Source organism: Mycobacterium sp. 5-140-3-2 (assembly GCF_035666375.1).
Classification (GTDB): Bacteria; Actinomycetota; Actinomycetes; order Mycobacteriales; family Mycobacteriaceae; genus Mycobacterium; species Mycobacterium intracellulare.
In genome coordinates this window covers 3,827,676-3,849,184 of sequence record NZ_CP142025.1, presented here as the reverse complement: position 1 = coordinate 3,849,184, position 21,509 = coordinate 3,827,676, and the positions used below count along the sequence as shown (strand labels likewise).

Genomic DNA, 21,509 nt, shown 5'->3' with positions numbered 1-21,509 from the left:
CGATTATCCGTGGCCGGAGCCGCAGCCGACGCCGGGCAGGCAGCCGGTGCCGCCGGGCACTCCGCCGGGGCCGGCGAACTGGCCGCCGGAGCCGCAGCCCACACCCGGGACGCAGCCCTGACCACCGGGTCCGCCGCCGGGACCCTCGAACTGGCCTCCCGAGCCGCAGTTCCCGTTGGCGTCGCAGCCGCCACCGCCCGGATCCTGCTTGAAGGTGATGTGGGTCGGCGCTGGTCCGGCTACGGAAACGTCAGCAACGGCCGCGGGCGCGGCAGCGATAGCCGCAGCCACAGCCCCGGCGACAACCAGCGGTTTCATGAGTGTCAATTTCGATAGCATGCGCGTGGCATACCACCTCAACACATGTCCAAAACATCGCGAATAAGATTCGGTGGCAAACGACGGAAGGCCAACGACATGACCTCACAAGATCTGACCGGCCGTACCGCAATCATCACCGGCGCGTCACGTGGAATTGGCCTGTCGATCGCTCAACAGCTCGCGGCAGCGGGCGCCAACGTGGTGCTGACCGCGCGCAAGCAGGAGGCGGCCGACGAGGCCGCCGCGCAGGTCGGCGAGCGGGCCGTCGGCGTCGGGGCGCACGCGGTCGACGAGGAGGCCGCCCGGCGCTGCGTGGACATGACCCTCGAGCGCTTCGGCACCCTCGACATCCTGGTCAACAACGCCGGGACCAACCCCGCGTACGGCGCGCTGATCGACCAGGATCATGCCCGTTTCACCAAGATCTTCGACGTCAACCTGTGGGCTCCGCTGCTGTGGACCTCGCTCGCCGTCAAGTCGTGGATGGGTGAGCACGGCGGATCGATCGTCAACACGGCCTCCATCGGCGGCATGCACCAGTCGCCGGCGATGGGCATGTACAACGCCACCAAGGCGGCGCTGATCCACGTCACCAAGCAACTGGCGCTGGAACTTTCGCCGCGCGTGCGGGTCAACGCGATCTGCCCCGGGGTGGTGCGCACCCGGCTGGCCGAGGCGCTGTGGAAGGACCACGAGGATCCGCTGGCGTCGTCGATCGCGCTCGGGCGCATCGGCGAACCGATCGACGTGGCCGCGGCGGTCGCCTTCCTGGTCTCCGACGCGGCGAGCTGGATCACCGGCGAAACCATGGTCATCGACGGCGGTCTGCTGCTGGGCGCCGCGCAGGGATTCCGGTCCGCCCCCGGCGGCGGTCAATGAACGCCTTCGACGCGGCCGAGCTGGACGCGCGGGTGCAGGCACTGCTCGACGAGCACGATCCGAAGGACGGCGACGCGCGGGAATTCCTTGGCGCGCAATACGATGCGGGACTGGCCTGGGTGCACCTGCCGCGGGGCTTCGGCGGGCTGGATCTGCCGCGCACCGCTCAGGAGCGCGTCGACGCCCGGCTGGCCGCCGCCGGGGCGCCGGTGGGCGGCACCCCCAAGAACTACATCGGCATGGGCATGGCCGCGCCGACCATCGCGGCGTTCGGCACCGACGAACAGAAGCGAAAGTTCTTGCGCCCGTTGTTCACCGGTGAGCAGATCTACTGCCAGCTGTTCAGCGAGCCGGGTGCCGGATCCGACCTCGCCGGGGTGTCGACCCGCGCGGTCCGCGACGGCGACGAGTGGATTGTCAACGGGCAGAAGGTGTGGACGTCGCAGGCGCAGCACGCGCACATGGCCATCCTGGTCGCCCGCACCGATCCGGCCGTGCCCAAACACGCCGGCCTGACCTACTTTCTCTGCGACATGACGCAGCCCGGCGTCGAGATCCGGCCGCTGCGCCAGATCACCGGCGAGGCCGAGTTCAATGAGGTCTTCCTCACCGACGTCCGGGTGCCCGACGCGAACCGGCTGGGCCCGGAGGGTGGGGGCTGGCGGGTCGCGACCACCACGCTGAACAACGAACGGGTCGCCATCGGTTCCCGCGCCGGCGCGCCGCGCGAGGGCGGCCACATCGGCAAGGTCGCCGACGCCTGGCGCGCCGAGCCGGCCCTGCGCGACCCCGCCATGCACGATCAGCTGATGCGGTTGTGGGTGGAGGCGGAGGTCTTCCGGCTCGCCGGTGAACGGCTGCGGCAGCAGGCCGCCACCGGTCAGCCGGGGCCCGAGGGGGCCGGCATGAAGGTGGCGTTCGCCAAGCTGGCGCAAGCGATTTCGGGCTTCGAGATCGAGCTGCACGGCGAATCCGGCCTGTATTACGACGACTGGACCATGCGCCGGCCCGAGACGGTCGACCTGGTCGGCCGCGGGCCCGGCTACCGCTACCTGCGGGCGCGCGGCAACTCAATCGAGGGCGGCACGTCGGAAATCCTGCGCAACACCATCTCCGAGCGGATCCTCGGCCTGCCGGGTGAACACCGCGTCGACAAGGACGCCGCGTGGAAGGACCTGCCCCGATGAGCCCCCTTGCCGTGCTGACCGGGGACCTGCTCTATTCGGACACCGAAGAGGCGCTGCGGGCCGGCGTCCGTCAGCTCTTCGCCGAGCGTTGCCCGCCCGAATCGGTGGCCGGCGTGTATGACGCCCAACCCCAAGACTTCTCGGGCGTGTGGCGGACGCTGGCCACCGAATTGGGCGTGGCCGGCCTGCTCGTTCCCGAGTCGCTCGGCGGGGCCGGCGCAAGCGCCCGCGAGGCTGCGGTGGTCATGGAGGAGATCGGCCGGGCCGTTGCGCCGGTGCCGTTCTTGTCCAGCGCGGTCCTCGCCACGGTGGCACTGCTGCGCGCCGGGGACACCCGGACCGTCTCGGCGCTGGCCCAGGGCGAGCTGACGGCGGCGTTGGTGGTGCCGCTGACCACCGCGCCGGGCGACCCGGTCACCGGGGTCAGCGGCGGACCCGGCGGACTCAGCGGATCGGTCACCGCCGTGGCCGGCGCCGGCGAGGCCGACGTGCTGGTGGTGCCCGTCACCGGTCCGGACGGGCTCGAGCTGCACACCGTCGACCGCGCCGCGGCGGGCGTGCAGGTGTCGCCGCTGCTCGCGCTGGACATGACCAGACCCCTTGCCGCCGTGACGTTTTCGGGCGCGCCCTCCTCGAAGGTCGGCGCGGGCGACGGGCCGGTGGCCGATGCCGTCCTCACCGGTGCGGCCCTGCTCGCGTCCGAGCAACTCGGAGTCGCCCAATGGTGTTTCGACACCACGCTGGACTACGCCCGGCAGCGCCGGCAGTTCGGCCGCACGATCGGCTCCTACCAGGCGATCAAGCACCGGCTGGCCGACCTGTGGTTCGACGTCGGCGCCGCCGCGGCCGCGGCCCGCTACGCGGCCGACACCTGCGCCCGGGCCGACGACGACGCGGCCGCGGCGGCCGCCATCGCCCAGGCCTACTGCAGCGATATCGCCGTGCACGCCGCCGAGGAATGCATCCAACTGCACGGCGGCATCGGGATGACCTGGGAGTATCCCGCGCACCTCTACCTCAAGCGGGCCAAGAGCGACCAGCTGGCGTTCGGCACCGGCTACCGGCACCGCGCCCGGCTGGCCGAGTTGGTGAACCTGCCGCCGACCTGACGGCCCCGCGCAACCGTCAGCGCGGGAACGCCGCGGCGAACACCTCCGTCATCGCGTCCCAGTGCCGCTCGGCGGCCGCGGGGTCATACGGCGCGTTGTCCGGGACGGCGAACCCGTGGCCCGCCGAATACCACTCGATGGTGTGCTCGACGCCGGCCGCCGTCAGCGCCTTGTCGAGCTGTTCGGCGTGATCGGCGGTGAACGACGCGTCGTTCTGGGCGCCGCCCACGTACACCGTCGCGCTCATCCGGTCGGCCAGCAGGTGCGGGCTGTCGTCGGTGTCGGTCACCAGGCCGCCCCCGTGGAACGACGCCGCCGCGGCCACCCGGTCGGGCACCCGGCCGGCGACGATCAGCGACGTCCGCCCGCCCATGCAATAGCCGCACACGCCGAAGCGCTCGCCGGACACCTCGGGGCGCGCCGCCAGGTAGTCGAAGAACGCGGTGGCGTCGGCGGCCATCCGGTCCGGGGTGACGCTGCCGATCATCGAAAACAGGCGCCCCCGTTCTGACTGGTCGTTGAAGACGGTCGCCATGTCGAACGGCGCCCAGTCGGCGGTGCGGTAGTAGACGTCCGGGAGCAGCACGGCATAGCCGAATCCGGCCAGCTTGGCGGCCATCTCCTCGAACGTGCCCCGCACGCCGCCGGCGTCGGGATACATGACCACACCGGGCCACGGGACTTGGGATTCCGGACCGTCGGGCGTGAACAGGTGCACCGGGCAGGTGCCATCGGGGGTGGTGACGACGTCGGTGATATTCGGCATGGCACCCGTTCTACTCCGCTTGCCTAGACGTATCCTGACCGCGTGCCAATCCCGACGCCCTACGAGGACCTGCTCCGACTGGTGCTCGACGAGGGAACGGCCAAATCCGACCGCACCGGCACCGGGACCCGAAGCCTGTTCGGCCGGCAGCTGCGCTATGACCTGTCGGCCGGTTTCCCGCTGCTCACCACCAAAAAGGTGCACCTCAAGTCGGTGGTGTATGAGTTGCTGTGGTTCCTGCGCGGCGATTCCAACGTCGCCTGGCTGCACGAGCACGGGGTCACCATCTGGGACGAATGGGCAAGTGACACAGGCGATCTCGGGCCGATCTACGGCGTACAGTGGCGGTCCTGGCCGACGCCGACGGGTGAGCACGTCGACCAGATCAGCGCCGCCCTGGATTTGCTGCGCACCGACCCCAACTCGCGGCGCATCATCGTGTCCGCCTGGAACGTCGGCGAGATCCCCCAGATGGCGCTGCCGCCGTGTCACGCCTTCTTCCAGTTCTACGTGGCCGACGGCCGGCTGAGCTGCCAGCTTTACCAGCGCAGCGCCGACCTGTTCCTCGGCGTGCCGTTCAATATCGCCAGCTACGCGCTGCTGACGCACATGATGGCCGCCCAGTCCGGCCTGTCGGTCGGCGAGTTCGTGTGGACGGGCGGGGACTGCCACATCTACGACAACCACGTCGAGCAGGTGCGGCTGCAACTGAGCCGCGAGCCGCGGCCCTACCCGGAACTCGTTCTGGGCGAACGTGATTCGATTTTCGACTACACCTACGACGACGTCGTCGTGCGCAACTACGATCCGCACCCGGCCATCAAAGCCCCCGTCGCGGTATGACGCGTACTATCACTGTGGGCCTGGTGTGGGCCCAGTCGACCTCCGGCGTCATCGGGCGCGGTGGCGGCATCCCCTGGAACGTGCCGGAAGACCTCGCCCGGTTCAAAGAGGTGACGATCGGGCACACCGTGGTGATGGGCCGGCGGACCTGGGACTCGTTGCCGGCCAAGGTGCGGCCGCTGCCCGGCCGGCGCAACGTCGTGCTGTCCCGCGAGGACGGCTTCGCCGCCGACGGGGCGCAGGTGGTCGGCTCGCTGGACGCGGCCTTCGCCCGGGCCGAGGGGGAGCCCGCGGTCTGGGTGATCGGCGGCGGGCAGGTGTATCTGGCCGCGTTGCCGTACGCCACCCGGTGCGAGGTCACCGAGATCGAGCTCGACCTGCGCCGCGACGACGACGACGCGCTGGCGCCCGCCCTGGACGACACCTGGGTGGGCGAGACGGGGGAGTGGCAGGCCAGCCGGTCCGGGCTGCGGTACCGCTTCCACAGCTACCGTCGCTGAGTCTGCGCAGCCGCTCGCGCCCGGCCCCGACCTGACATACTCGGACTCGGGGTCGGTCGCAGGGTCTACCAGGAGTTTGGTGAGAAGGGGGAATTGGCAGTGATAACCGAACCCGTGAAGACGTTCTCGCGAAAGTTCATGGGCTACGACGCGTCCGCCGTCGATGCCCACATCGAAATGTTGACCACCAAGCAGCAGCTGCTGCTTGACGATGTCGAAAGCCTGCGGGCCCGGCTGCAGGAATCCGGCGAGCAAACCGCCGCGCTGCGCAAGGAGGTCGCCGCCCTCACCGACACGTCACCCTCGCCGCACGCGATGCAGAAGCGGATGGCGAAAATGCTGCAGCGCGCGGTCGACGAGGTCGCTGAGATGCAGGCCGAGGCGCGCGCCGAGGCGGACGCGCTGATCGCGGCGGCCGAGGCCGAGGCCGAAGCCGCCGAACGCAAGCGCGACGAGGTGCTCGCCGACATGGCCGCCCAGCAAAAGGCGCTGGAAGCCGAGTACGAACAGACCAAGGAGAAGCTCGACGCCGAACTGGCCGAGATGCGCGCCGAAACCCAGGCGGCGATCGACGAGGCGCGGCGAAACGCCGAGCGGGAGTGCGAGCGGCTCCTCGGTGACGCCAAGCAGGGGGCCGATCACTACCGTGACAAGGCACGGCGCGCGGTCGATGAGGCGACCGCGCAGCGGATCGAGATCCTCGAGCAGCTGATGGGCGTCTACCGCGACCTCGACCGCGTTCCGGCCGCACTCGAGGCGGCCTACCAAGAACAGAAGAACCCGTCCGAGGACGGCGCCCTGGCTCCGGTGGACGGCAAGGTCCGCGCGAGCTGAGCTCCCGCCAGCCCGCGCCGACGGGCCCCGACGGCGGGGTATTCTCGGCGCCGTGTCGACCCGCAGGCTATCCGCCGCTCAAGCCCGGCGGATAGCCGTTGCGGCCCAAGGATTTACCGAGCCCCGGCCCGGCGGCGAGATCACCCGGGCGCACCTGAAACGGCTGATCTCCAGAATCCAAGTGCTGCAACTGGATTCGGTCTCGGTGGCGGTGCGCGCCCATTACGCCCCGGTGTTCAGCCGGCTCGGCCCCTACGACCGTGACGTGCTCGACCGCGCGGCCTGGGGCCCGCGTTCGTCGCGGCTGCTGGCCGAGTACTGGGCGCACGAGGCCGCGCTGATGGCCGTCGAGGACTGGCCGCTGCTGCGCTGGCGGATGCGCCAGTACCGCCACGGCCGGTGGGGGACCCACATCGTCAAGGCCAATCCGCGGCTGGCTGAGAAGGTGGTCGCCGCCGTCGCCGAGCTCGGGCCCAGCACGGCCGGCCAGATCGAGGCGCATCTGGCCGTCGGGCCGCGCGGGCCACGCGGGAGCTGGTGGGGCAGCCGCAGCGACACCAAATGGGTGGCCGAGGCGCTGTTTTCGGCCGGGGTGCTCACCACGGCCACCCGGGTGGGCTTCGCCCGCCATTACGACCTGGTGGAACGGGTGCTGCCGGCCGCGGTGCTGGCCCGCGAGGTCGACGACGACGAGGCGCTCCGCGAACTGACGCTGCGGGCGGCCACCGCGCTGGGGATGGGCACCGAGGCCGACATCCGCGACTATTTCCGGCTGTCCGCCGCGCAGGTCAAGCCCGCGATCGCCCAGTTACTGGCCGCCGGTGACATCGAGCGGGTCGACGTCGACGGCTGGTCCGCCCCCGCCTACCTGCTTGCGGGCCGGACGGTGCCGCGCGCCGACCGCGGCACCGCGCTGCTCTGCCCGTTCGACCCGCTGATCTTCTTTCGGCCCCGGGTCGAGCGGCTCTTCGAATTCCATTACCGCATAGAGATTTACACGCCGGCAGCCAAACGGCAGTACGGCTATTACGTGTGGCCGCTGCTGATGGACGGGCGGTTGGTGGCGCGGGTCGACCTCAAGGCCGACCGGCCCGCCGACTCGCTGCGTGTCGTCGGCGCATTCGCCGAGCCCGACACCCCCAAAGCCCGCGTGGCCGCCGCGCTGGCCGGCGAGCTTCGGTCCATGGCGTCCTGGCTGGGCCTGGGCGGGTTCAGCGTCTCCGGGCGGGGAGACCTGGCCGCCGACCTGCGGGCGATCAGCTGATGTCCGGCCTGCGACACCGATCCGCCCGGCACGCCTTAAGGTGGGCGCCGTGGCCGAGATCGCACCGCTGCGCGTGCAACTGATCGCCAAGACCGAGTTCTTGGCGCCCCCGGACGTCCCGTGGAGCACCGACGCCGACGGCGGCCCCGCGCTGGTCGAGTTCGCCGGCCGGGCCTGCTACCAGAGCTGGTCGAAACCCAACCCCAAGACCGCGACCAACGCCGGCTACATCAAGCACATCATCGACGTCGGACACTTTTCGGTGCTCGAGCACGCGAGCGTGTCGTTCTACATCACCGGCCTGTCGCGCTCGTGCACCCACGAGCTGATCCGGCACCGGCACTTCTCCTACTCGCAGCTGTCGCAGCGCTACGTCCCCGAGACGGACTCGCACGTCGTCGTGCCGCCCGGCATGGAAGACGACCCCGAACTGCGGCAGATCCTGGCCGCGGCCGCCGACGCCAGCCGCGCCACCTACACCGAGTTGCTGGCCAAGCTGGAGGAGAAGTTCGCCGACCAGCCCAACGCCGTCTTGCGGCGCAAGCAGGCGCGCCAGGCCGCCCGCGCGGTGCTGCCCAACGCCACCGAAACCCGCATCGTCGTCACCGGCAACTACCGGGCGTGGCGCCACTTCATCGCCATGCGCGCCAGCGAGCACGCCGACGTGGAGATCCGGCGGCTTGCCATCGAATGCCTGCGTCAACTGGCGGGCGCGGCGCCGGCGGTGTTCGCCGACTTCGAGATCTCCGCCCTGGCCGACGGGACCGAGGTCGCGACCAGCCCGTTGGCGACCGAAGCCTGACCGACCATCGGGGACGCTTCAAAGACGCCGTCGTCGCTGCTAGGCGGGCGCTTATCGGCCACCCGCCCGGGTGTGACTCCTGCGGCGGCTGAGCCGGCGTGCGTCGCGGCAACGCGCGCTCGTGCGGGTGCGAAATTGCTTGCCGGCGCCAGGTAACCTGAACACCGTGAGCACGGCCGGATTCGACGCCCCAGCGCGGTTGGGAACCGTGCTGACCGCGATGGTCACACCGTTTCGCCCGGACGGCTCCCTTGACACCGCCACCGCCGCCCACCTGGCCAACCACCTGATCGACGCGGGGTGTGACGGGCTGGTGGTCTCCGGCACCACCGGCGAATCGCCGACCACCACCGACGACGAGAAGCGGGAGCTGCTGCGCGTCGTGCTGGAGGCGGTGGGCGACCGCGCCCGCGTCATCGCCGGCGCGGGCACCTACGACACCGCGCACAGCGTCCGGCTGGCCAAGGCCTGCGCGGCCGAAGGCGCGCACGGGCTGCTGGTGGTCACGCCGTACTACTCGAAACCGCCCCAGAGCGGGCTGATCGCGCATTTCACCACCGTCGCCGACGCGACCGAATTGCCGGTGGTGCTCTACGACATCCCGCCCCGGTCGGTGATCCCGATCCAGCCCGAGACCATCCGCGCACTCTCGGCGCACCCGAACATCGTCGGGATCAAGGACGCCAAGGCCGACCTGCACAGCGGCGGCCAGATCATCACCGAGACCGGCCTGGCCTACTACTCCGGCGACGACGCGCTGAACCTGCCGTGGCTGGCCATGGGCGCCACCGGCTTCATCAGCGTGATCTCCCACGTGGCGGCCAATCAACTTCGGGAAATGTTGTCCGCCTTCAACTCCGGGGATATCGCCACCGCCCGCAAGATCAACTCCACCGTCGCCCCGCTGTGCGACGCGATGGCGCGCCTGGGCGGCGTGACCTTGTCCAAGGCCGGCCTGCGCCTGCAGGGCATCGACGTCGGCGATCCCCGGCTGCCCCAAATGCCCGCTACGCCAGAGCAAATCGACGCCTTGGCCGCCGATATGCGCGCGGCGTCGGTGCTCAGGTGACCCAAGGAGCGTCCGAGAAGTGGATGTAGACCTCGCCCCGCCAGGCCCATTGGCCACTGGAGGGTTGCGGGTCACCGCGCTGGGCGGCATCAGCGAAATCGGCCGCAACATGACGGTTTTCGAACACCTGGGCCGGCTGTTGATCATCGACTGCGGGGTGATGTTCCCCACCCACGACGAGCCCGGGGTCGACCTGATCCTCCCGGATCTGCGCCATATCGAGGACCGGCTCGACGACATCGAGGCGCTGGTGCTCACCCACGCCCACGAGGACCACATCGGCGGCATTCCGTTCCTGCTCAAGCTGCGCCCCGACATCCCGGTCGTCGGTTCGAGATTCACCCTCGCGCTGGTCGCCGCGAAGTGCCGTGAGCACCGCCTCAAGCCGGTGTTCGTCGAGGTGGCCGAGGGCCAGAAGAGCACCCACGGCGTGTTCGAATGCCAATACTTCGCCGTCAACCACTCCATCCCCGACGCGCTGGCGATCGCCGTGCACACCGGCGCGGGAACGGTTCTGCACACCGGCGACATCAAGCTCGACCAGCTTCCGCTGGACGGCCGGCCGACCGACCTGCCCGGCATGTCCCGCCTCGGTGACGCCGGGGTGGACCTGTTCCTGTGCGATTCGACCAACGCCGAGCACCCCGGCGTCGGGCCGTCGGAAAGCGAGGTCGGTCCGACGCTGCACCGCCTGATCCGCGGCGCCGAGGGCCGCGTCATCGTCGCGTGCTTCGCCTCCAACGTGGACCGGGTCCAGCAAATCATCGACGCCGCAGTGGCATTGGGCCGCCGGGTGTCGTTCGTCGGCCGCTCCATGGTGCGCAACATGGGCATCGCCCGAGAGCTCGGCTTCCTGCGGGTGGCCGATTCCGACGTGATCGACATCGGCGCCGCCGAGATGATGCCGCCCGAGCGGGTCGTGCTGATCACCACCGGCACCCAGGGCGAGCCGATGTCGGCGCTGTCGCGCATGTCGCGCGGCGAGCACCGCAGCATCACGCTGACCGCGGGTGACCTCGTGGTGCTGGCGTCGTCGCTGATCCCGGGCAACGAGGAGGCCGTCTACGGCGTCATCGACGAACTCGCCAAGATCGGGGCCCGCGTCGTCACCAACGCCCAAGCGCGCGTTCACGTTTCGGGCCACGCCTACGCCGGCGAACTGTTGTTCCTGTACAACGGGATCCGGCCACGCCACGTCATGCCCGTGCACGGGACGTGGCGGATGCTGCGCGCCAACTCCAAGCTGGCGGCCCGCACCGGCGTGCCGGAGGAGTCGATCCTGCTCGCCGAGAACGGGGTCAGCGTCGACCTGGTCGCCGGCAAGGCCGCGATCGCCGGGGCGGTGCCCGTCGGCAAGATGTTCGTCGACGGCCTGATCAACGGCGACGTCGGCGACATCACGCTGGGCGAAAGGCTCATCCTCTCATCGGGTTTCGTGGCGGTGACCGTCGTGGTCGCCCGCGGCACCGGACGTCCGGTGGTCCCACCGCAGCTGCATTCGCGCGGCTTCTCCGAGGACCCCAAGGCGCTTGAGCCCGCCGTGCGCAGGGTCGAGGCGGAGCTGGAAGCGCTGGCGGCCGAGAACATCACCGACCCGAGCCGCATCGCCCAGGGCGTCCGGCGCACCGTCGGCAAGTGGGTGGGCGAAACCTACCGCCGCCAGCCGATGATCGTGCCGACCGTCATCGAGGTCTGACCAGTTAGATCTTCTCCGCGTAGGCCGACCACTCCAGTTGCGACGCCTTGAGTTTGCGACCCGTCGGAGCGACGTAGCGCTCGGCGAGCTCGTCGGGGCCGGCCTGCTCCACCAGCCGCCACCCGTACTCGCCGACGAACGCGGCGGCGTCGTCGGGTTGCAGGCCGAAATGCCACAGCTGCCGGCGCTGGCGGACGTTGCGGTACAGCGTGCGGGTGCCATACCGATTCGTGCCGTCGATGAAATCCCTACGGACGTAGGTGAACACCAAACGGCTGCCGGGTGCGGCCGCACGCAGCCCCTCCAGCGTGCGGCGAACCGTGGCCTCGGTCAGATATTGGGTGACGCCCTCGCAGATGAAGAAGACCCGGTAATCGGTGCGATAACCGTGCTCGGCCAGCGCGGTGAGCAGGTCGTCGTGCTCGAGGTTCAGCGCCACCAGCCGAACCGACAGCGGCGGCTCACCCAGCACCCGGCGGACCGTCTTGAATTTGCGGGCGATGTTGACCGGCAGGTCGACCTCGAACACCGGGATGCGAACCCGACGCGTCAGCAGATAGGCGCGGGTGTCCAGCCCCGCCCCCAGAATGACGACGGCGTCGATGTCGTCGAGCGACTCGGTGAGCTTGTCGGCGATAAAACGCTTGCGGCAGGCCAGATTCGCCCACAATCCGGGGCCGGTGAACTCCGAGCCGCGGATCATCAGGCGACGAACCGGCGCGAACCGCGTCGCGCCGACCAGCCACCGCAGCGGGGTGGGCAAGAACAGCTCGGCGAAATCGTCGTCCACCAGGCGGCGCCCGGGCGGCTCGTTCTGCTCGACGGCGGCCAACACCATGGGGCCGAACGCCGTCTGCGCTACCGGATTTCGAGCCATGGCCGCTACTTGTTCAGGAAGCCCGCGTCGACCGGCAACGTGACCCCCGTGATGTAGCGGGCCTGATCCGACACCAGCCAGGCCACCGCGTTGGCGACGTCCTCGACGTCCAGCACCTCCACCGGCATGGCGTTGCCCATGGCGCCGGGTGTGTCGGTCGCGGCGGCCATCTTGGCCAGCCACTCGCGGGTGAACTCGTTGTTGATCATCGGTGTCTCGACACCGGACGGATGAATGGAGTTGACCCGGATCATCTGCCCGGCAAGCAGATTCGCGTAAACCCGCATCAACCCGACGACCCCGTGCTTGGCGGCGGCGTAGCCCACCGAACCGGCGTCCGGGCTGCCGACGCCGGCCAGCCCGGCGCTCGAGCTGATCAGCACGATCGATCCGCCGGTGCCCTGCTTGACCATCGTGGGTATCGCGGCCTTGATCGTGTGGTACACGCCGGTGAGGTTGACGTCGATGACGTCGTGCCAGCCGTCGTCACCGGACTGCATGGGAGCGATCCCCGCGTTGGCCACCACGATGTCGAGGCGGCCGAACACGTCGAGCCCCGCTTGCAGTGCCGCCGACAGGGATTCGCGGTCGCGGACGTCGCCACGGGAGGCCACGATGCGCGCGCCGGTGTCCTCCACGAGCTTCACGGTGGCCGCCAGGTCCTCCGGCGTGGCCAGCGAGTAGGGGACGCTGGCGATCTGGTCGCACAGATCGACGGCGATGATGTCGGCGCCGTCGGCAGCCAGTCGCACGGCGTGTGCGCGCCCCTGGCCGCGCGCCGCGCCGGTGATGAACGCGACCTTGCCTTTGAGCGGGCCTTCCGACGACGGGGCCATCAGGGGCGCAACTGTCCTTTGGCCGGGTCGCCCGCCGAGATCGTCTGCAACATCTTGATGTCGGGGGCGCCGTCGAGGTGTTCGCCGGCCGCGCTGAACATCTTGCCGATCGCCGGGGCGGTGCTGTGCGCCTTGAGCGCCTCCTCGTCGGCCCACTGCTCGATGAAGACGAAGGTCTCGCCCGAGTGATGCAGCGAGTACAGCTGACAGCCCGGCTCGTCGTGCACCTCTTCGACCGCGCGGGTGAGGATGTCGCGAACGGTGTCGACCGATTCCGGTTTGACGGTCATGGTGGCGACGACGACAACGGGCATTGATGGCCTCCTGGGCGCTCCGGGACGGGTGACGAGCACGACTTCGCTCACCGAAATGTCACCCTACTCACGCGGCCGGGGAGCCGACCCGCCACATGCCGCACAAGCCGGGCGGTTACCAGTGTGGCGGGTGGTGTAGATGATGCCGTTGCGACTACCCTTGCCGTCATGCCCAGTAAGACCGCCGCCCGCTCCGCAAGCCGAACGAGCAGGTCAAAGGCCCCTTCGCGCGCGGGCGGATCCCGCGGCGCGCGACCAGCGGCGCCCCGCAGGAAGCCCAGCAAGCCCGCCCGCCGCCGGAATCGCTCACCGCTGGTCGGAATCGGGCTGACCTGTGGTCGCGCCCTGCGCGCCACCTGGTTGATGGCCGCGCGGGGGACCGGCGGCGCGGCCCGGTCGATCGGGCGGGCCCGCGACATCGACCCCGGCCACCGCCGCGACGGCATCGCGCTGCTGTTGCTGGGCTTTTCCGTGGTGGTCGCCGCGAGCTCGTGGTTCCACGCCGCCGGGCCGGTCGGGGCGTGGATCGACACCCTGGTGCGGACCTTCATCGGCGCCGGCGTGCTGGCACTGCCCGTCGTCACCGCCGCGGTGGGGGTGACCCTGATGCGGACGGAGCCCGACCCCGAGGTGCGGCCCCGGCTGATCCTGGGCGCCAGCCTGATCACCCTGTCGGTGCTCGGCCTGCGTCACCTGTGGTCGGGCTCGCCGGGCGACCCGGAGGCGCGCCGGCGCGCGGCGGGATTCATCGGCTTCGCCATCGGCGGGCCGCTCGCGGACGGGCTCACCCCGTGGATCGCGGCGCCGCTGCTGTTCATCGGCTTCATGTTCGGGCTGTTGCTGTTGACGGGCACCACGATCCGCGAGGTGCCCGTGGTGATGCGCAACCTGTTCCACACGCGGTTCGTCGACGAGGACTACGACGACGAGCCCTACGACTACGCCGACGAGTTCGACGACGCCGAACCCGACGATTACCCCGACGACGCCTCGAGCGAGCCGGCGCCGTGGTCGCCGGACGATGACGCCCAGGCCGCGCTGCAGGACGACATCCCCACGGTTCCCGAACCGGCGTTGCAACCCGGCTCAGAGCCCGGCGCGGCGCGGGGCCGCAAGCGCGGACGGTCGGCGGACAAGCAGGACACCATTGAGCTGGACCGGGTCGTCGAGGGCCCCTACGTGCTGCCGTCGCTGAGCCTGCTGGTGGCCGGGGACCCGCCCAAGAAGCGCAGCGCCGCCAACACCGTCATGGCCGACGCCATCACCGAGGTGCTGACCCAGTTCAAGGTCGACGCGGCGGTCACCGGCTGCACCCGCGGACCGACCGTCACCCGCTACGAGGTCGAGCTGGGCCCGGGCGTGAAGGTCGAGAAGATCACCGCCCTGCAGAAGAACATCGCGTATGCGGTGGCCACCGAAAGCGTGCGCATGCTGGCGCCCATCCCCGGCAAGTCCGCCGTCGGTATCGAGGTGCCCAACACCGACCGCGAAATGGTGCGGCTGGCCGACGTGCTCACCGCGCCGTCGACGCGGCGCGACCATCACCCGCTGGTGATCGGGCTGGGCAAGGACATCGAGGGCGACTTCATCTCGGCGAACCTGGCCAAGATGCCGCACCTGCTGGTCGCCGGCTCCACCGGATCCGGTAAGTCCAGCTTCGTCAACTCGATGCTGATCTCGCTGCTGGCCCGGGCCACCCCGGAAGAGGTCAGGATGATCCTGATCGACCCGAAGATGGTGGAACTCACGCCGTACGAGGGCATTCCGCACCTGATCACCCCGATCATCACCCAGCCCAAGAAGGCGGCGGCGGCGCTGGCATGGCTGGTCGAGGAGATGGAGCAGCGCTACCAGGACATGCAGGCGTCGCGGGTGCGCCACATCGACGACTTCAACGAGAAGGTCCGCTCCGGCGCCATCACCGCGCCGCTGGGCAGCCAGCGCGAATACCGGCCCTACCCGTACGTGGTCGCGATCGTCGACGAGCTGGCCGACCTGATGATGACCGCGCCCCGCGACGTCGAGGACGCCATCGTGCGGATCACCCAAAAGGCCCGGGCCGCAGGCATTCACCTGGTGCTGGCCACCCAGCGCCCGTCGGTGGACGTGGTCACCGGGCTGATCAAGACCAACGTGCCGTCACGGCTGGCGTTCGCCACGTCGTCGCTCACCGATTCCCGGGTGATCCTGGACCAGGCCGGAGCGGAGAAGCTGATCGGCATGGGCGACGGCCTGTTCCTGCCGATGGGCGCGGGCAAGCCGATCCGGCTGCAGGGCGCCTTCATCACCGACGAGGAGATCCAGGCCGTCGTCACCGCCTGCAAGGACCAGGCCGAACCCGAGTACACCGAGGGCGTCACCGCCGCCAAGCCCACCGGGGAACGCACCGACGTCGACCCGGACATCGGCGACGACATGGACGTGTTCCTGCAGGCCGTCGAGCTGGTGGTGTCCAGCCAGTTCGGCTCCACCTCGATGCTGCAGCGCAAGCTGCGCGTCGGCTTCGCCAAGGCCGGCCGGCTGATGGACCTGATGGAGACCCGCGGCATCGTCGGGCCGTCGGAGGGGTCCAAGGCGCGCGAGGTGCTGATCAAGCCCGACGAGCTGGCCGGGACGCTGGCGTTGATCCGGGGCGGCGCCGACGCCGACGGCGGCGACCCCGACCCCGACTAGCGCGAGCGTGGAATTCCGGGCCGGTTAGAGCACCAACAGCATCCGGGAGTTGCCGAGGATGTTCGGCTTGACGTAGCTCAGGTCCAGGAACTCGGCCACACCGATGTCGTAGGAGCGGCACATCTCCTCGAACACCTCGGCCGTGACGGGCGTGCCCTCGATCTCGGTGAACCCGTGCCGCGCGAAGAACTCGGTCTCGAACGTCAGCACGAACAGCCGCTTGAGCGCCAACTCGCGGGCGACCTCGAGCAGCCGGTCGACGATCGCGTGGCCGATGCCGTGGCCGGTCATCGCCGGGTTCACCGCGACGGTCCGCACCTCGCCGAGGTCGGCCCACAGCACGTGCAGCGCGCCGCAACCGACGACGCGGCCCTCGTGCTCGGCCACCCAGAACTCCTGAACGGCCTCGTAGAGCGTCACGAGGTTCTTTTCGAGAAGGATCTTGCCCGCGTAGGTGTCGACCAGTTGCTTGATGGCGGGAACGTCGGACGTTCGCGCTCGCCGCACCAGCGGCCGGTAGCCCTGTGGACTTGTGCTCACGGCTAACAGTATCGGCATCGGGAACGGCGACGCTGGTCAACGGTTATTCTGTTGCCGTGTCGGGGCAGCCGCAGACCGGTCCGGTGGTAGGCCGCGCGAACATCGCCAACCTCGCCAACACGCTGACGCTGCTGCGGCTGGTGCTGGTCCCGGTCTTTCTGCTCGCCTTGTTCGCCGGTGACGGCCAGGAGCCCGGCTTCCGGGTGGTGGCGTTCCTGATCTTCGCGGTGGCGTGCATCACCGATCGCCTGGACGGCCTGCTGGCCCGCAACTACGGCATGGCAACCGAATTCGGCGCGTTCGTCGACCCGATCGCGGACAAGACCCTGGTGGGATCGGCGCTGATCGGCCTGTCGATGCTCGGGGAGCTGCCGTGGTGGGTCACCGTGGTGATCCTGGTTCGCGAATTCGGGGTCACCGTGCTGCGGCTGGCCGTGATCCGCCGCGGCGTCATCCCGGCCAGCTGGGGCGGCAAGGTCAAGACCGTCGTTCAGGTGTTGGCCATCGGATTGTTCGTCCTGCCGCTGGGGGGACCGTTCCGGGTGGCCGCCGCGGTGGTGATGGGCGCGGCGATCGTGCTGACGGTGATCACCGGGATCGACTACGTGGTCTCGACCGTTCGGGAATTGCGCCGCACGAACGGCTGATTCTTTGGCCGCCGAGCGGGAACCAGACCGCCGCTGACGGCGTTCACCTAATGAGCACCTGCCGGAGGCAAGCTGACGACGTGCCGCGCAGGGCCGACTGGACGAAGGAGGGCGGGATGCCGCCATTGGTGCGCGAGGTGATCGGCGACGTGCTGCGCGAGGCCCGCACGACACAGGGCCGCACGCTGCGTGAGGTGTCCGATTCGGCGCGAGTGAGCCTCGGGTATCTGTCCGAGGTCGAGCGCGGCCGCAAGGAGCCGTCCAGCGAGCTGCTCAATGCGATCTGCGACGCGCTGGACGTCCCGTTGTCGTCGGTTCTCACCGACGCCGGTGAGCGGATGGCCGGCCAGGAAAGGGCCCACGAGCGGGCGCCCGCCGGCGTGCCCGCCGACGCGGCCGCGGGCACCAGCATCGACGTCAGCACCAAGGTCGTCATTCCGCCGGTGGCGTCGCTCGCGCTGGCCTGAGTGCCGGTCGGCCGATGCCGCGCAAAGGGTGGGGCGATCGGCGCCGACCCACTAAATTGAGCGTCAGGCGCGCGGCCCGTCAGGGTCGATCCGGAACCATCCGGCCCCTCAGGAAGCGAAGGTGGAGCTAACTCATGGCCAATCCGTTCGTCAAGGCGTGGAAGTACCTCACGGCGCTGTTCAACGCGAAGATCGACGAGCACGCAGACCCCAAGGTGCAGATCCAGCAGGCCATCGAGGAGGCGCAACGCACGCACCAGGCGCTGACCCAGCAGGCCGCGCAGGTCATCGGCAACCAGCGGCAACTCGAGATGCGGCTCAACCGTCAGCTGGCGGACGTGGAAAAACTTCAGGTCAACGTGCGTCAGGCCCTGACGCTGGCCGACCAGGCCACCGCCGCCGGGGACGCCGCCAAGGCCACCGAATACAACAACGCCGCGGAGGCGTTCGCCGCCCAGCTGGTCACCGCCGAGCAAAGCGTCGAAGACCTCAAAACGCTGCACGATCAGGCGCTGAACGCGGCCGGACAGGCCAAGAAGGCGGTCGAACAGAACGCCATGGTGCTGCAGCAGAAGATCGCCGAGCGCACCAAGCTGCTCAGCCAGCTCGAGCAGGCCAAGATGCAGGAACAGGTCAGCGCCTCGCTGCAGTCGATGAGCGATCTGGCCGCCCCGGGCAACGTCCCCAGCCTCGACGAGGTGCGCGACAAGATCGAGCGCCGCTACGCCAACGCGATCGGGGCCGCCGAGCTGGCGCAGGGCTCGGTGCAGGGCCGGATGCTCGAGGTCGAGCAGGCCGGCGTGCAGATGGCCGGCCATTCCCGCCTCGAGCAGATCCGCGCCTCCATGCGCGGCGAGGCGCTGCCGACCGGGGGGACGCCCGCGGCGGGGACCACGCCCGCCACTCCGGCGCCGGCGGAGAGCGCCGGCGGTGCGGTCAGCGAGAAGCCACTTGGCCAGTAGTCCGGTCTCATGGCGGTGAACGCGCCGCGGCCCCGCCTGTGGCGCGCGCTGCTGCACCGCGGATTGGCCACCGCCGCCGACGTTTCCGACCTGGTGGCCCGCAAGATCAGCGCGGCCGCGGATCCGCGCGCACGCCAGCTGCGCCGTCGCCGCCGCGCGCTGCGGTGGGGCCTGATCTTCGCCGCCGGGTGCGCGTTCTGGGCGGTGGTGACGATCTTGCTCGCGGCCTGGGGATGGTTCGCGTTGCTGCTGGAGATCACCGGCGGGGTCGCGGTCGTCATGGCCATTCCGGCCACCTTGCTGCTGCTGCGCTACCGCTGGCTGCGGTCCGAGCCGCTGCCGGTACCGCGGACCACGACCGCGCGCCGGCTGCCGCCGCCGGGTTCGGCGGCGCGCCCCGCCATGTACGCGCTGGGCGCCTCCGAGCGCGGATTCTTCTCGCTGGTGGCCGTGCTGGAGCGGGGCGCGATGTTGCCGACCGCCGAGATCCGCGACCTGACCGCGGCCGCCACCAAGACCTCGGCGGCCATGGCGTCCACGGCCGCGCAGGTGGTGTCGATGGAGCGGGCGGCGCAGGCCAGCGAACAGTCGCGGTCGTATCTGGTGCCCACCATCAACGCGTTCACCGCGCAACTGAGCGCCGGCGTTCGCCAATACAACGAAATGGTCACCGCCGCAGCGCAATTGGTGTCCTCGGCCAACGGTGACGGGCTCACCGAGTCGCAGCGCTACCGCGCGGAGCTGGCCGGGGCGACCGACCGCCTGCTCGGTTGGGCGCAGGCGTTCGACGAACTCGGCGGACTGCGCGGCGCCGGCTAGTCTTCCGGGCTCAGCGGGTCGTCACCGTCGGGCTAGTCTTCCGGGCGCGGGCCGTAGCGCTCGATGTACGACTGGTGCATGCGGGCGTCGCGCTTGCGGGCCAGCTCGTCGACCAACTCGGGATCCAGATCGTGCACGGCCAGCATGTGGCGCCGCCACACCTTGTTCAGCGCGTGCGAAAAGTACACGAACGGAATGAGAATCGGCAGCGTCATGCTCAGATGCACGTCGAGCGTCGTCGGGATCAACCAGAACGGCGCCAGCACCACCACAGCCGGCACCGCCACGCGGCGCATCATCCGTGCGCTCGCGCCCTTGCCAGCCAGGTCGTTGCGCACCCAGTCGCGCATCGAGTCCGGTAGGCGGCCACCGCAGCAATAGCGGACGAACTGCCAGAAATTCGGCCGCGTGCGGGCGGCGTCCCGGTTTATCATCGTGCCCCGCTCAGAACGCCGCTTTCAGCGACGGCACCACCAGCGCCGCCAGGCCGCGCGCGGTGGCCTTGAGCATGTCGAAAAAGTCAAAGTAGTCCCGCCACAGCGTGATTCGCCCGTTGTGCACCTCGAACACACCGCACACCCAGAACTGCAGCCGCAGGGGGCCGAAGATCAGCGCGTCGGTGCGTTCGGTGAGCACCGCGCCGCCGTCGGCCGCGATGCGGTGGATCTTCACCTCGAAGGCCGCGCGGCCGTCCATCTGGCGAAACAGCTTCATGGCCCTGGCGCGGCCATGGATGGTGGGCAGGCCGACGTTTTCGTAGACGAGGTCGTCGGCCAAAGCGGCGTCGGCGGCCTCGTAATCGGCGTCCTGCAGCGCGTTCAGGAATCCCTCGACCGTGCGGGTGTTCGCCACGGTTGTCCCAGTCAGCTCGGTCATCTTGCCAGCGTAGGCGAGCGTGGCGGCCGTGCGCTGTGGCAGGGTGAACCCGATGCGTGTCGCCGTGGTCGCCGGGCCCGATCCCGGGCATTCGTTCCCGGCGATCGCGCTGTGCCGGCGCTTCGCCGAGGCGGGCGACGAGCCCACGCTGTTCACCGGCGCCGAATGGATCGACACCGCCCGCGGCGCCGGCATTGACGCCGTCGCGCTGGACGGGCTGGTGGCCACCGACGACGACGTCGACGCCGGGGCCAGGATCCACCGGCGCGCCGCGCGGATGGCCGTGCTCAATGTGCCCGCGCTGCGCGACCTGGCGCCCGACCTGGTGGTCTCCGACGTCATCACCGCGGGCGGCGGGATGGCCGCCGAGCTGTTGGGGATCCCGTGGATCGAGCTCAATCCGCATCCGCTGTACCTGCCGTCGAAGGGCCTGCCCCCGATCGGCAGCGGGCTGGCGCCGGGGACCGGCATCCGGGGCCGGTTGCGCGACGCCGCGATGCGCGCGCTCACCGCGCGCTCCTGGCGGGCGGGCCTGCGGCAGCGCGCGGCGGTGCGCACCGAGATCGGCTTGCCGGCCGCCGACCCCGGTCCGCTGCGACGGCTGATCGCCACGCTGCCCGCGTGCGAGGTGCCCCGCCCGGACTGGCCGCCGGAGGCGGTGCTGGTGGGCCCGCTGCACTTCGAGCCGACCGACCGGGCGCTGGACATCCCCGCGGGGTCCGGGCCCGTGGTCGTGGTCGCGCCGTCGACCGCGTCGACCGGCACCGAAGGCCTGGCCGAGGTGGGGCTGGCCTGCCTGATACCGGGGGACACCCTGCCGCCGGGGGCGCGGGTGGTGGTCTCGCGGCTGGGCGGGGCGGAGCTGACGGTGCCGCCGTGGGCGGTGGCCGGGCTGGGCAGCCAGGCCGAGTTGCTGACGCACGCCGACGTGGTGATCTGCGGCGGCGGGCACGGCATGGTGGCCAAGACGCTGCTGGCGGGGGTGCCGCTGGTCGCGGTGCCCGGCGGCGGCGACCAGTGGGAGATCGCCAACCGGATCGTCCGCCAGGGCAGCGCGCGGCTGGTTCGTCCGCTGAGCGCCGACGCGCTGGTGGCCGCGGTCAACGACGTGCTGGCAGCGCCGGGCTACCGGGCCGCGGCGCGGCGGGCCGCCGCTAGCACCGCCGACGTCGCCGACCCGGTCGCAGTGTGCCACGACGCGCTGGCGGTGGCCGGATGACCCGCCCCG

24 protein-coding genes are annotated in these 21,509 nt (G+C 70.3%); 16 read left to right on the top strand and 8 right to left on the bottom strand.

Annotation, left to right across the window (positions count from 1 at the left end; translation table 11 throughout):
- Positions 1 to 3: 3 nt before the first annotated feature.
- Complete coding sequence (locus P6281_RS17755) at positions 4 to 318, bottom strand: hypothetical protein (protein WP_008258627.1); 315 nt, start codon at positions 316 to 318, stop codon at positions 4 to 6.
- 99 nt (positions 319 to 417) lie between these two features.
- Between P6281_RS17755 and P6281_RS17750 the strand changes: the two genes are divergently transcribed.
- From P6281_RS17750 to P6281_RS17740, 3 genes are read left to right on the top strand one after another with little or no spacing between them, the layout of a single operon-like run.
- Positions 418 to 1,200, top strand: coding sequence for an SDR family oxidoreductase (locus P6281_RS17750; RefSeq protein WP_008258626.1), 783 nt, complete (start codon positions 418 to 420; stop codon positions 1,198 to 1,200).
- Positions 1,197 to 2,387, top strand: a complete 1,191-nt coding sequence (locus tag P6281_RS17745; RefSeq protein WP_008258625.1) for an acyl-CoA dehydrogenase family protein — start codon at positions 1,197 to 1,199, stop codon at positions 2,385 to 2,387. The genes P6281_RS17750 and P6281_RS17745 overlap by 4 nt, the downstream gene beginning before the upstream one ends.
- Positions 2,388 to 2,398: 11 nt before the next feature.
- Entirely contained in the window at positions 2,399 to 3,496 is a 1,098-nt protein-coding gene (locus tag P6281_RS17740; protein WP_014385401.1) for an acyl-CoA dehydrogenase family protein, read from the top strand.
- Positions 3,497 to 3,512: 16 nt separating this feature from the next.
- Here P6281_RS17740 and P6281_RS17735 read toward each other — a convergent pair whose 3' ends face one another.
- The gene (locus P6281_RS17735; RefSeq protein WP_009955233.1) at positions 3,513 to 4,262 is read right to left on the bottom strand and encodes a dienelactone hydrolase family protein; all 750 of its coding nucleotides are present in this window, start codon (positions 4,260 to 4,262) and stop codon (positions 3,513 to 3,515) included.
- A gap of 42 nt (positions 4,263 to 4,304) precedes the next feature.
- On the opposite strand from P6281_RS17735, the gene P6281_RS17730 reads away from it, so the two are divergent.
- The 7 genes from P6281_RS17730 to P6281_RS17700 all read left to right on the top strand — a co-directional run bounded on the left by P6281_RS17730 (position 4,305) and on the right by P6281_RS17700 (position 11,270).
- Positions 4,305 to 5,105: a thymidylate synthase gene (locus P6281_RS17730; protein ID WP_014380625.1), complete on the top strand. Its 801-nt coding sequence runs from the start codon at positions 4,305 to 4,307 to the stop codon at positions 5,103 to 5,105.
- A complete protein-coding gene (locus tag P6281_RS17725; protein ID WP_041785115.1) occupies positions 5,102 to 5,605 on the top strand; it encodes a dihydrofolate reductase in 504 nt (167 codons plus the stop codon). Before P6281_RS17730 ends, P6281_RS17725 begins: the two co-directional genes overlap by 4 nt.
- A gap of 99 nt (positions 5,606 to 5,704) precedes the next feature.
- Complete coding sequence (locus P6281_RS17720) at positions 5,705 to 6,439, top strand: cell division protein DivIVA (protein ID WP_051019745.1); 735 nt, start codon at positions 5,705 to 5,707, stop codon at positions 6,437 to 6,439.
- A 52-nt stretch (positions 6,440 to 6,491) separates the two neighbouring features.
- Positions 6,492 to 7,703, top strand: coding sequence for a winged helix-turn-helix domain-containing protein (locus P6281_RS17715; RefSeq protein WP_014385399.1), 1,212 nt, complete (start codon positions 6,492 to 6,494; stop codon positions 7,701 to 7,703).
- A gap of 49 nt (positions 7,704 to 7,752) precedes the next feature.
- Positions 7,753 to 8,505, top strand: a complete 753-nt coding sequence (gene thyX, locus P6281_RS17710; RefSeq protein ID WP_036455230.1) for an FAD-dependent thymidylate synthase — start codon at positions 7,753 to 7,755, stop codon at positions 8,503 to 8,505.
- A 166-nt stretch (positions 8,506 to 8,671) separates the two neighbouring features.
- Positions 8,672 to 9,574 (top strand): 4-hydroxy-tetrahydrodipicolinate synthase, encoded by a 903-nt coding sequence (gene dapA / locus P6281_RS17705; RefSeq protein WP_014385397.1) that lies wholly within the window; start codon positions 8,672 to 8,674, stop codon positions 9,572 to 9,574.
- 19 nt (positions 9,575 to 9,593) lie between these two features.
- Positions 9,594 to 11,270: a ribonuclease J gene (locus P6281_RS17700; RefSeq protein ID WP_009955241.1), complete on the top strand. Its 1,677-nt coding sequence runs from the start codon at positions 9,594 to 9,596 to the stop codon at positions 11,268 to 11,270.
- Positions 11,271 to 11,274: 4 nt separating this feature from the next.
- Here the strand turns inward: P6281_RS17700 and P6281_RS17695 are convergent, their stop codons facing one another.
- From P6281_RS17695 to P6281_RS17685, 3 genes are read right to left on the bottom strand one after another with little or no spacing between them, the layout of a single operon-like run.
- On the bottom strand, positions 11,275 to 12,147 hold the full coding sequence (locus tag P6281_RS17695) for an SAM-dependent methyltransferase (RefSeq protein WP_014385395.1): 873 nt from the start codon (positions 12,145 to 12,147) through the stop codon (positions 11,275 to 11,277).
- 5 nt (positions 12,148 to 12,152) lie between these two features.
- Positions 12,153 to 12,983 (bottom strand): mycofactocin-coupled SDR family oxidoreductase, encoded by an 831-nt coding sequence (locus tag P6281_RS17690; RefSeq protein WP_008258614.1) that lies wholly within the window; start codon positions 12,981 to 12,983, stop codon positions 12,153 to 12,155.
- Positions 12,983 to 13,297, bottom strand: coding sequence for a putative quinol monooxygenase (locus P6281_RS17685; RefSeq protein WP_008258613.1), 315 nt, complete (start codon positions 13,295 to 13,297; stop codon positions 12,983 to 12,985). The genes P6281_RS17690 and P6281_RS17685 overlap by 1 nt, the downstream gene beginning before the upstream one ends.
- A gap of 168 nt (positions 13,298 to 13,465) precedes the next feature.
- Between P6281_RS17685 and P6281_RS17680 the strand changes: the two genes are divergently transcribed.
- Complete coding sequence (locus P6281_RS17680; RefSeq protein ID WP_193375511.1) at positions 13,466 to 15,970, top strand: DNA translocase FtsK; 2,505 nt, start codon at positions 13,466 to 13,468, stop codon at positions 15,968 to 15,970.
- A 24-nt stretch (positions 15,971 to 15,994) separates the two neighbouring features.
- Here the strand turns inward: P6281_RS17680 and P6281_RS17675 are convergent, their stop codons facing one another.
- Positions 15,995 to 16,528, bottom strand: coding sequence for an amino-acid N-acetyltransferase (locus tag P6281_RS17675; protein WP_014385393.1), 534 nt, complete (start codon positions 16,526 to 16,528; stop codon positions 15,995 to 15,997).
- Positions 16,529 to 16,566: 38 nt separating this feature from the next.
- Between P6281_RS17675 and pgsA the strand changes: the two genes are divergently transcribed.
- From pgsA to pspM, 4 genes are all read left to right on the top strand, one after another.
- The gene (gene pgsA, locus P6281_RS17670) at positions 16,567 to 17,157 is read left to right on the top strand and encodes a CDP-diacylglycerol--glycerol-3-phosphate 3-phosphatidyltransferase (RefSeq protein ID WP_324738459.1); all 591 of its coding nucleotides are present in this window, start codon (positions 16,567 to 16,569) and stop codon (positions 17,155 to 17,157) included.
- A gap of 116 nt (positions 17,158 to 17,273) precedes the next feature.
- Positions 17,274 to 17,624 (top strand): transcriptional regulator ClgR, encoded by a 351-nt coding sequence (gene clgR, locus P6281_RS17665; protein ID WP_324738977.1) that lies wholly within the window; start codon positions 17,274 to 17,276, stop codon positions 17,622 to 17,624.
- A 134-nt stretch (positions 17,625 to 17,758) separates the two neighbouring features.
- A complete protein-coding gene (gene pspA, locus P6281_RS17660; RefSeq protein ID WP_008258608.1) occupies positions 17,759 to 18,586 on the top strand; it encodes a phage shock protein PspA in 828 nt (275 codons plus the stop codon).
- A 9-nt stretch (positions 18,587 to 18,595) separates the two neighbouring features.
- The gene (gene pspM / locus P6281_RS17655; protein ID WP_014380614.1) at positions 18,596 to 19,405 is read left to right on the top strand and encodes a phage shock envelope stress response protein PspM; all 810 of its coding nucleotides are present in this window, start codon (positions 18,596 to 18,598) and stop codon (positions 19,403 to 19,405) included.
- A gap of 32 nt (positions 19,406 to 19,437) precedes the next feature.
- Here the strand turns inward: pspM and P6281_RS17650 are convergent, their stop codons facing one another.
- Together P6281_RS17650 and P6281_RS17645 are read right to left on the bottom strand one after the other, a co-directional pair.
- The gene (locus P6281_RS17650; RefSeq protein WP_008258606.1) at positions 19,438 to 19,839 is read right to left on the bottom strand and encodes a DUF5313 domain-containing protein; all 402 of its coding nucleotides are present in this window, start codon (positions 19,837 to 19,839) and stop codon (positions 19,438 to 19,440) included.
- 10 nt (positions 19,840 to 19,849) lie between these two features.
- Positions 19,850 to 20,281, bottom strand: coding sequence for a limonene-1,2-epoxide hydrolase family protein (locus P6281_RS17645; RefSeq protein WP_202377498.1), 432 nt, complete (start codon positions 20,279 to 20,281; stop codon positions 19,850 to 19,852).
- Positions 20,282 to 20,333: 52 nt separating this feature from the next.
- On the opposite strand from P6281_RS17645, the gene P6281_RS17640 reads away from it, so the two are divergent.
- The gene (locus P6281_RS17640) at positions 20,334 to 21,500 is read left to right on the top strand and encodes a glycosyltransferase (RefSeq protein ID WP_324738458.1); all 1,167 of its coding nucleotides are present in this window, start codon (positions 20,334 to 20,336) and stop codon (positions 21,498 to 21,500) included.
- Positions 21,501 to 21,509 lie beyond the last annotated feature (9 nt).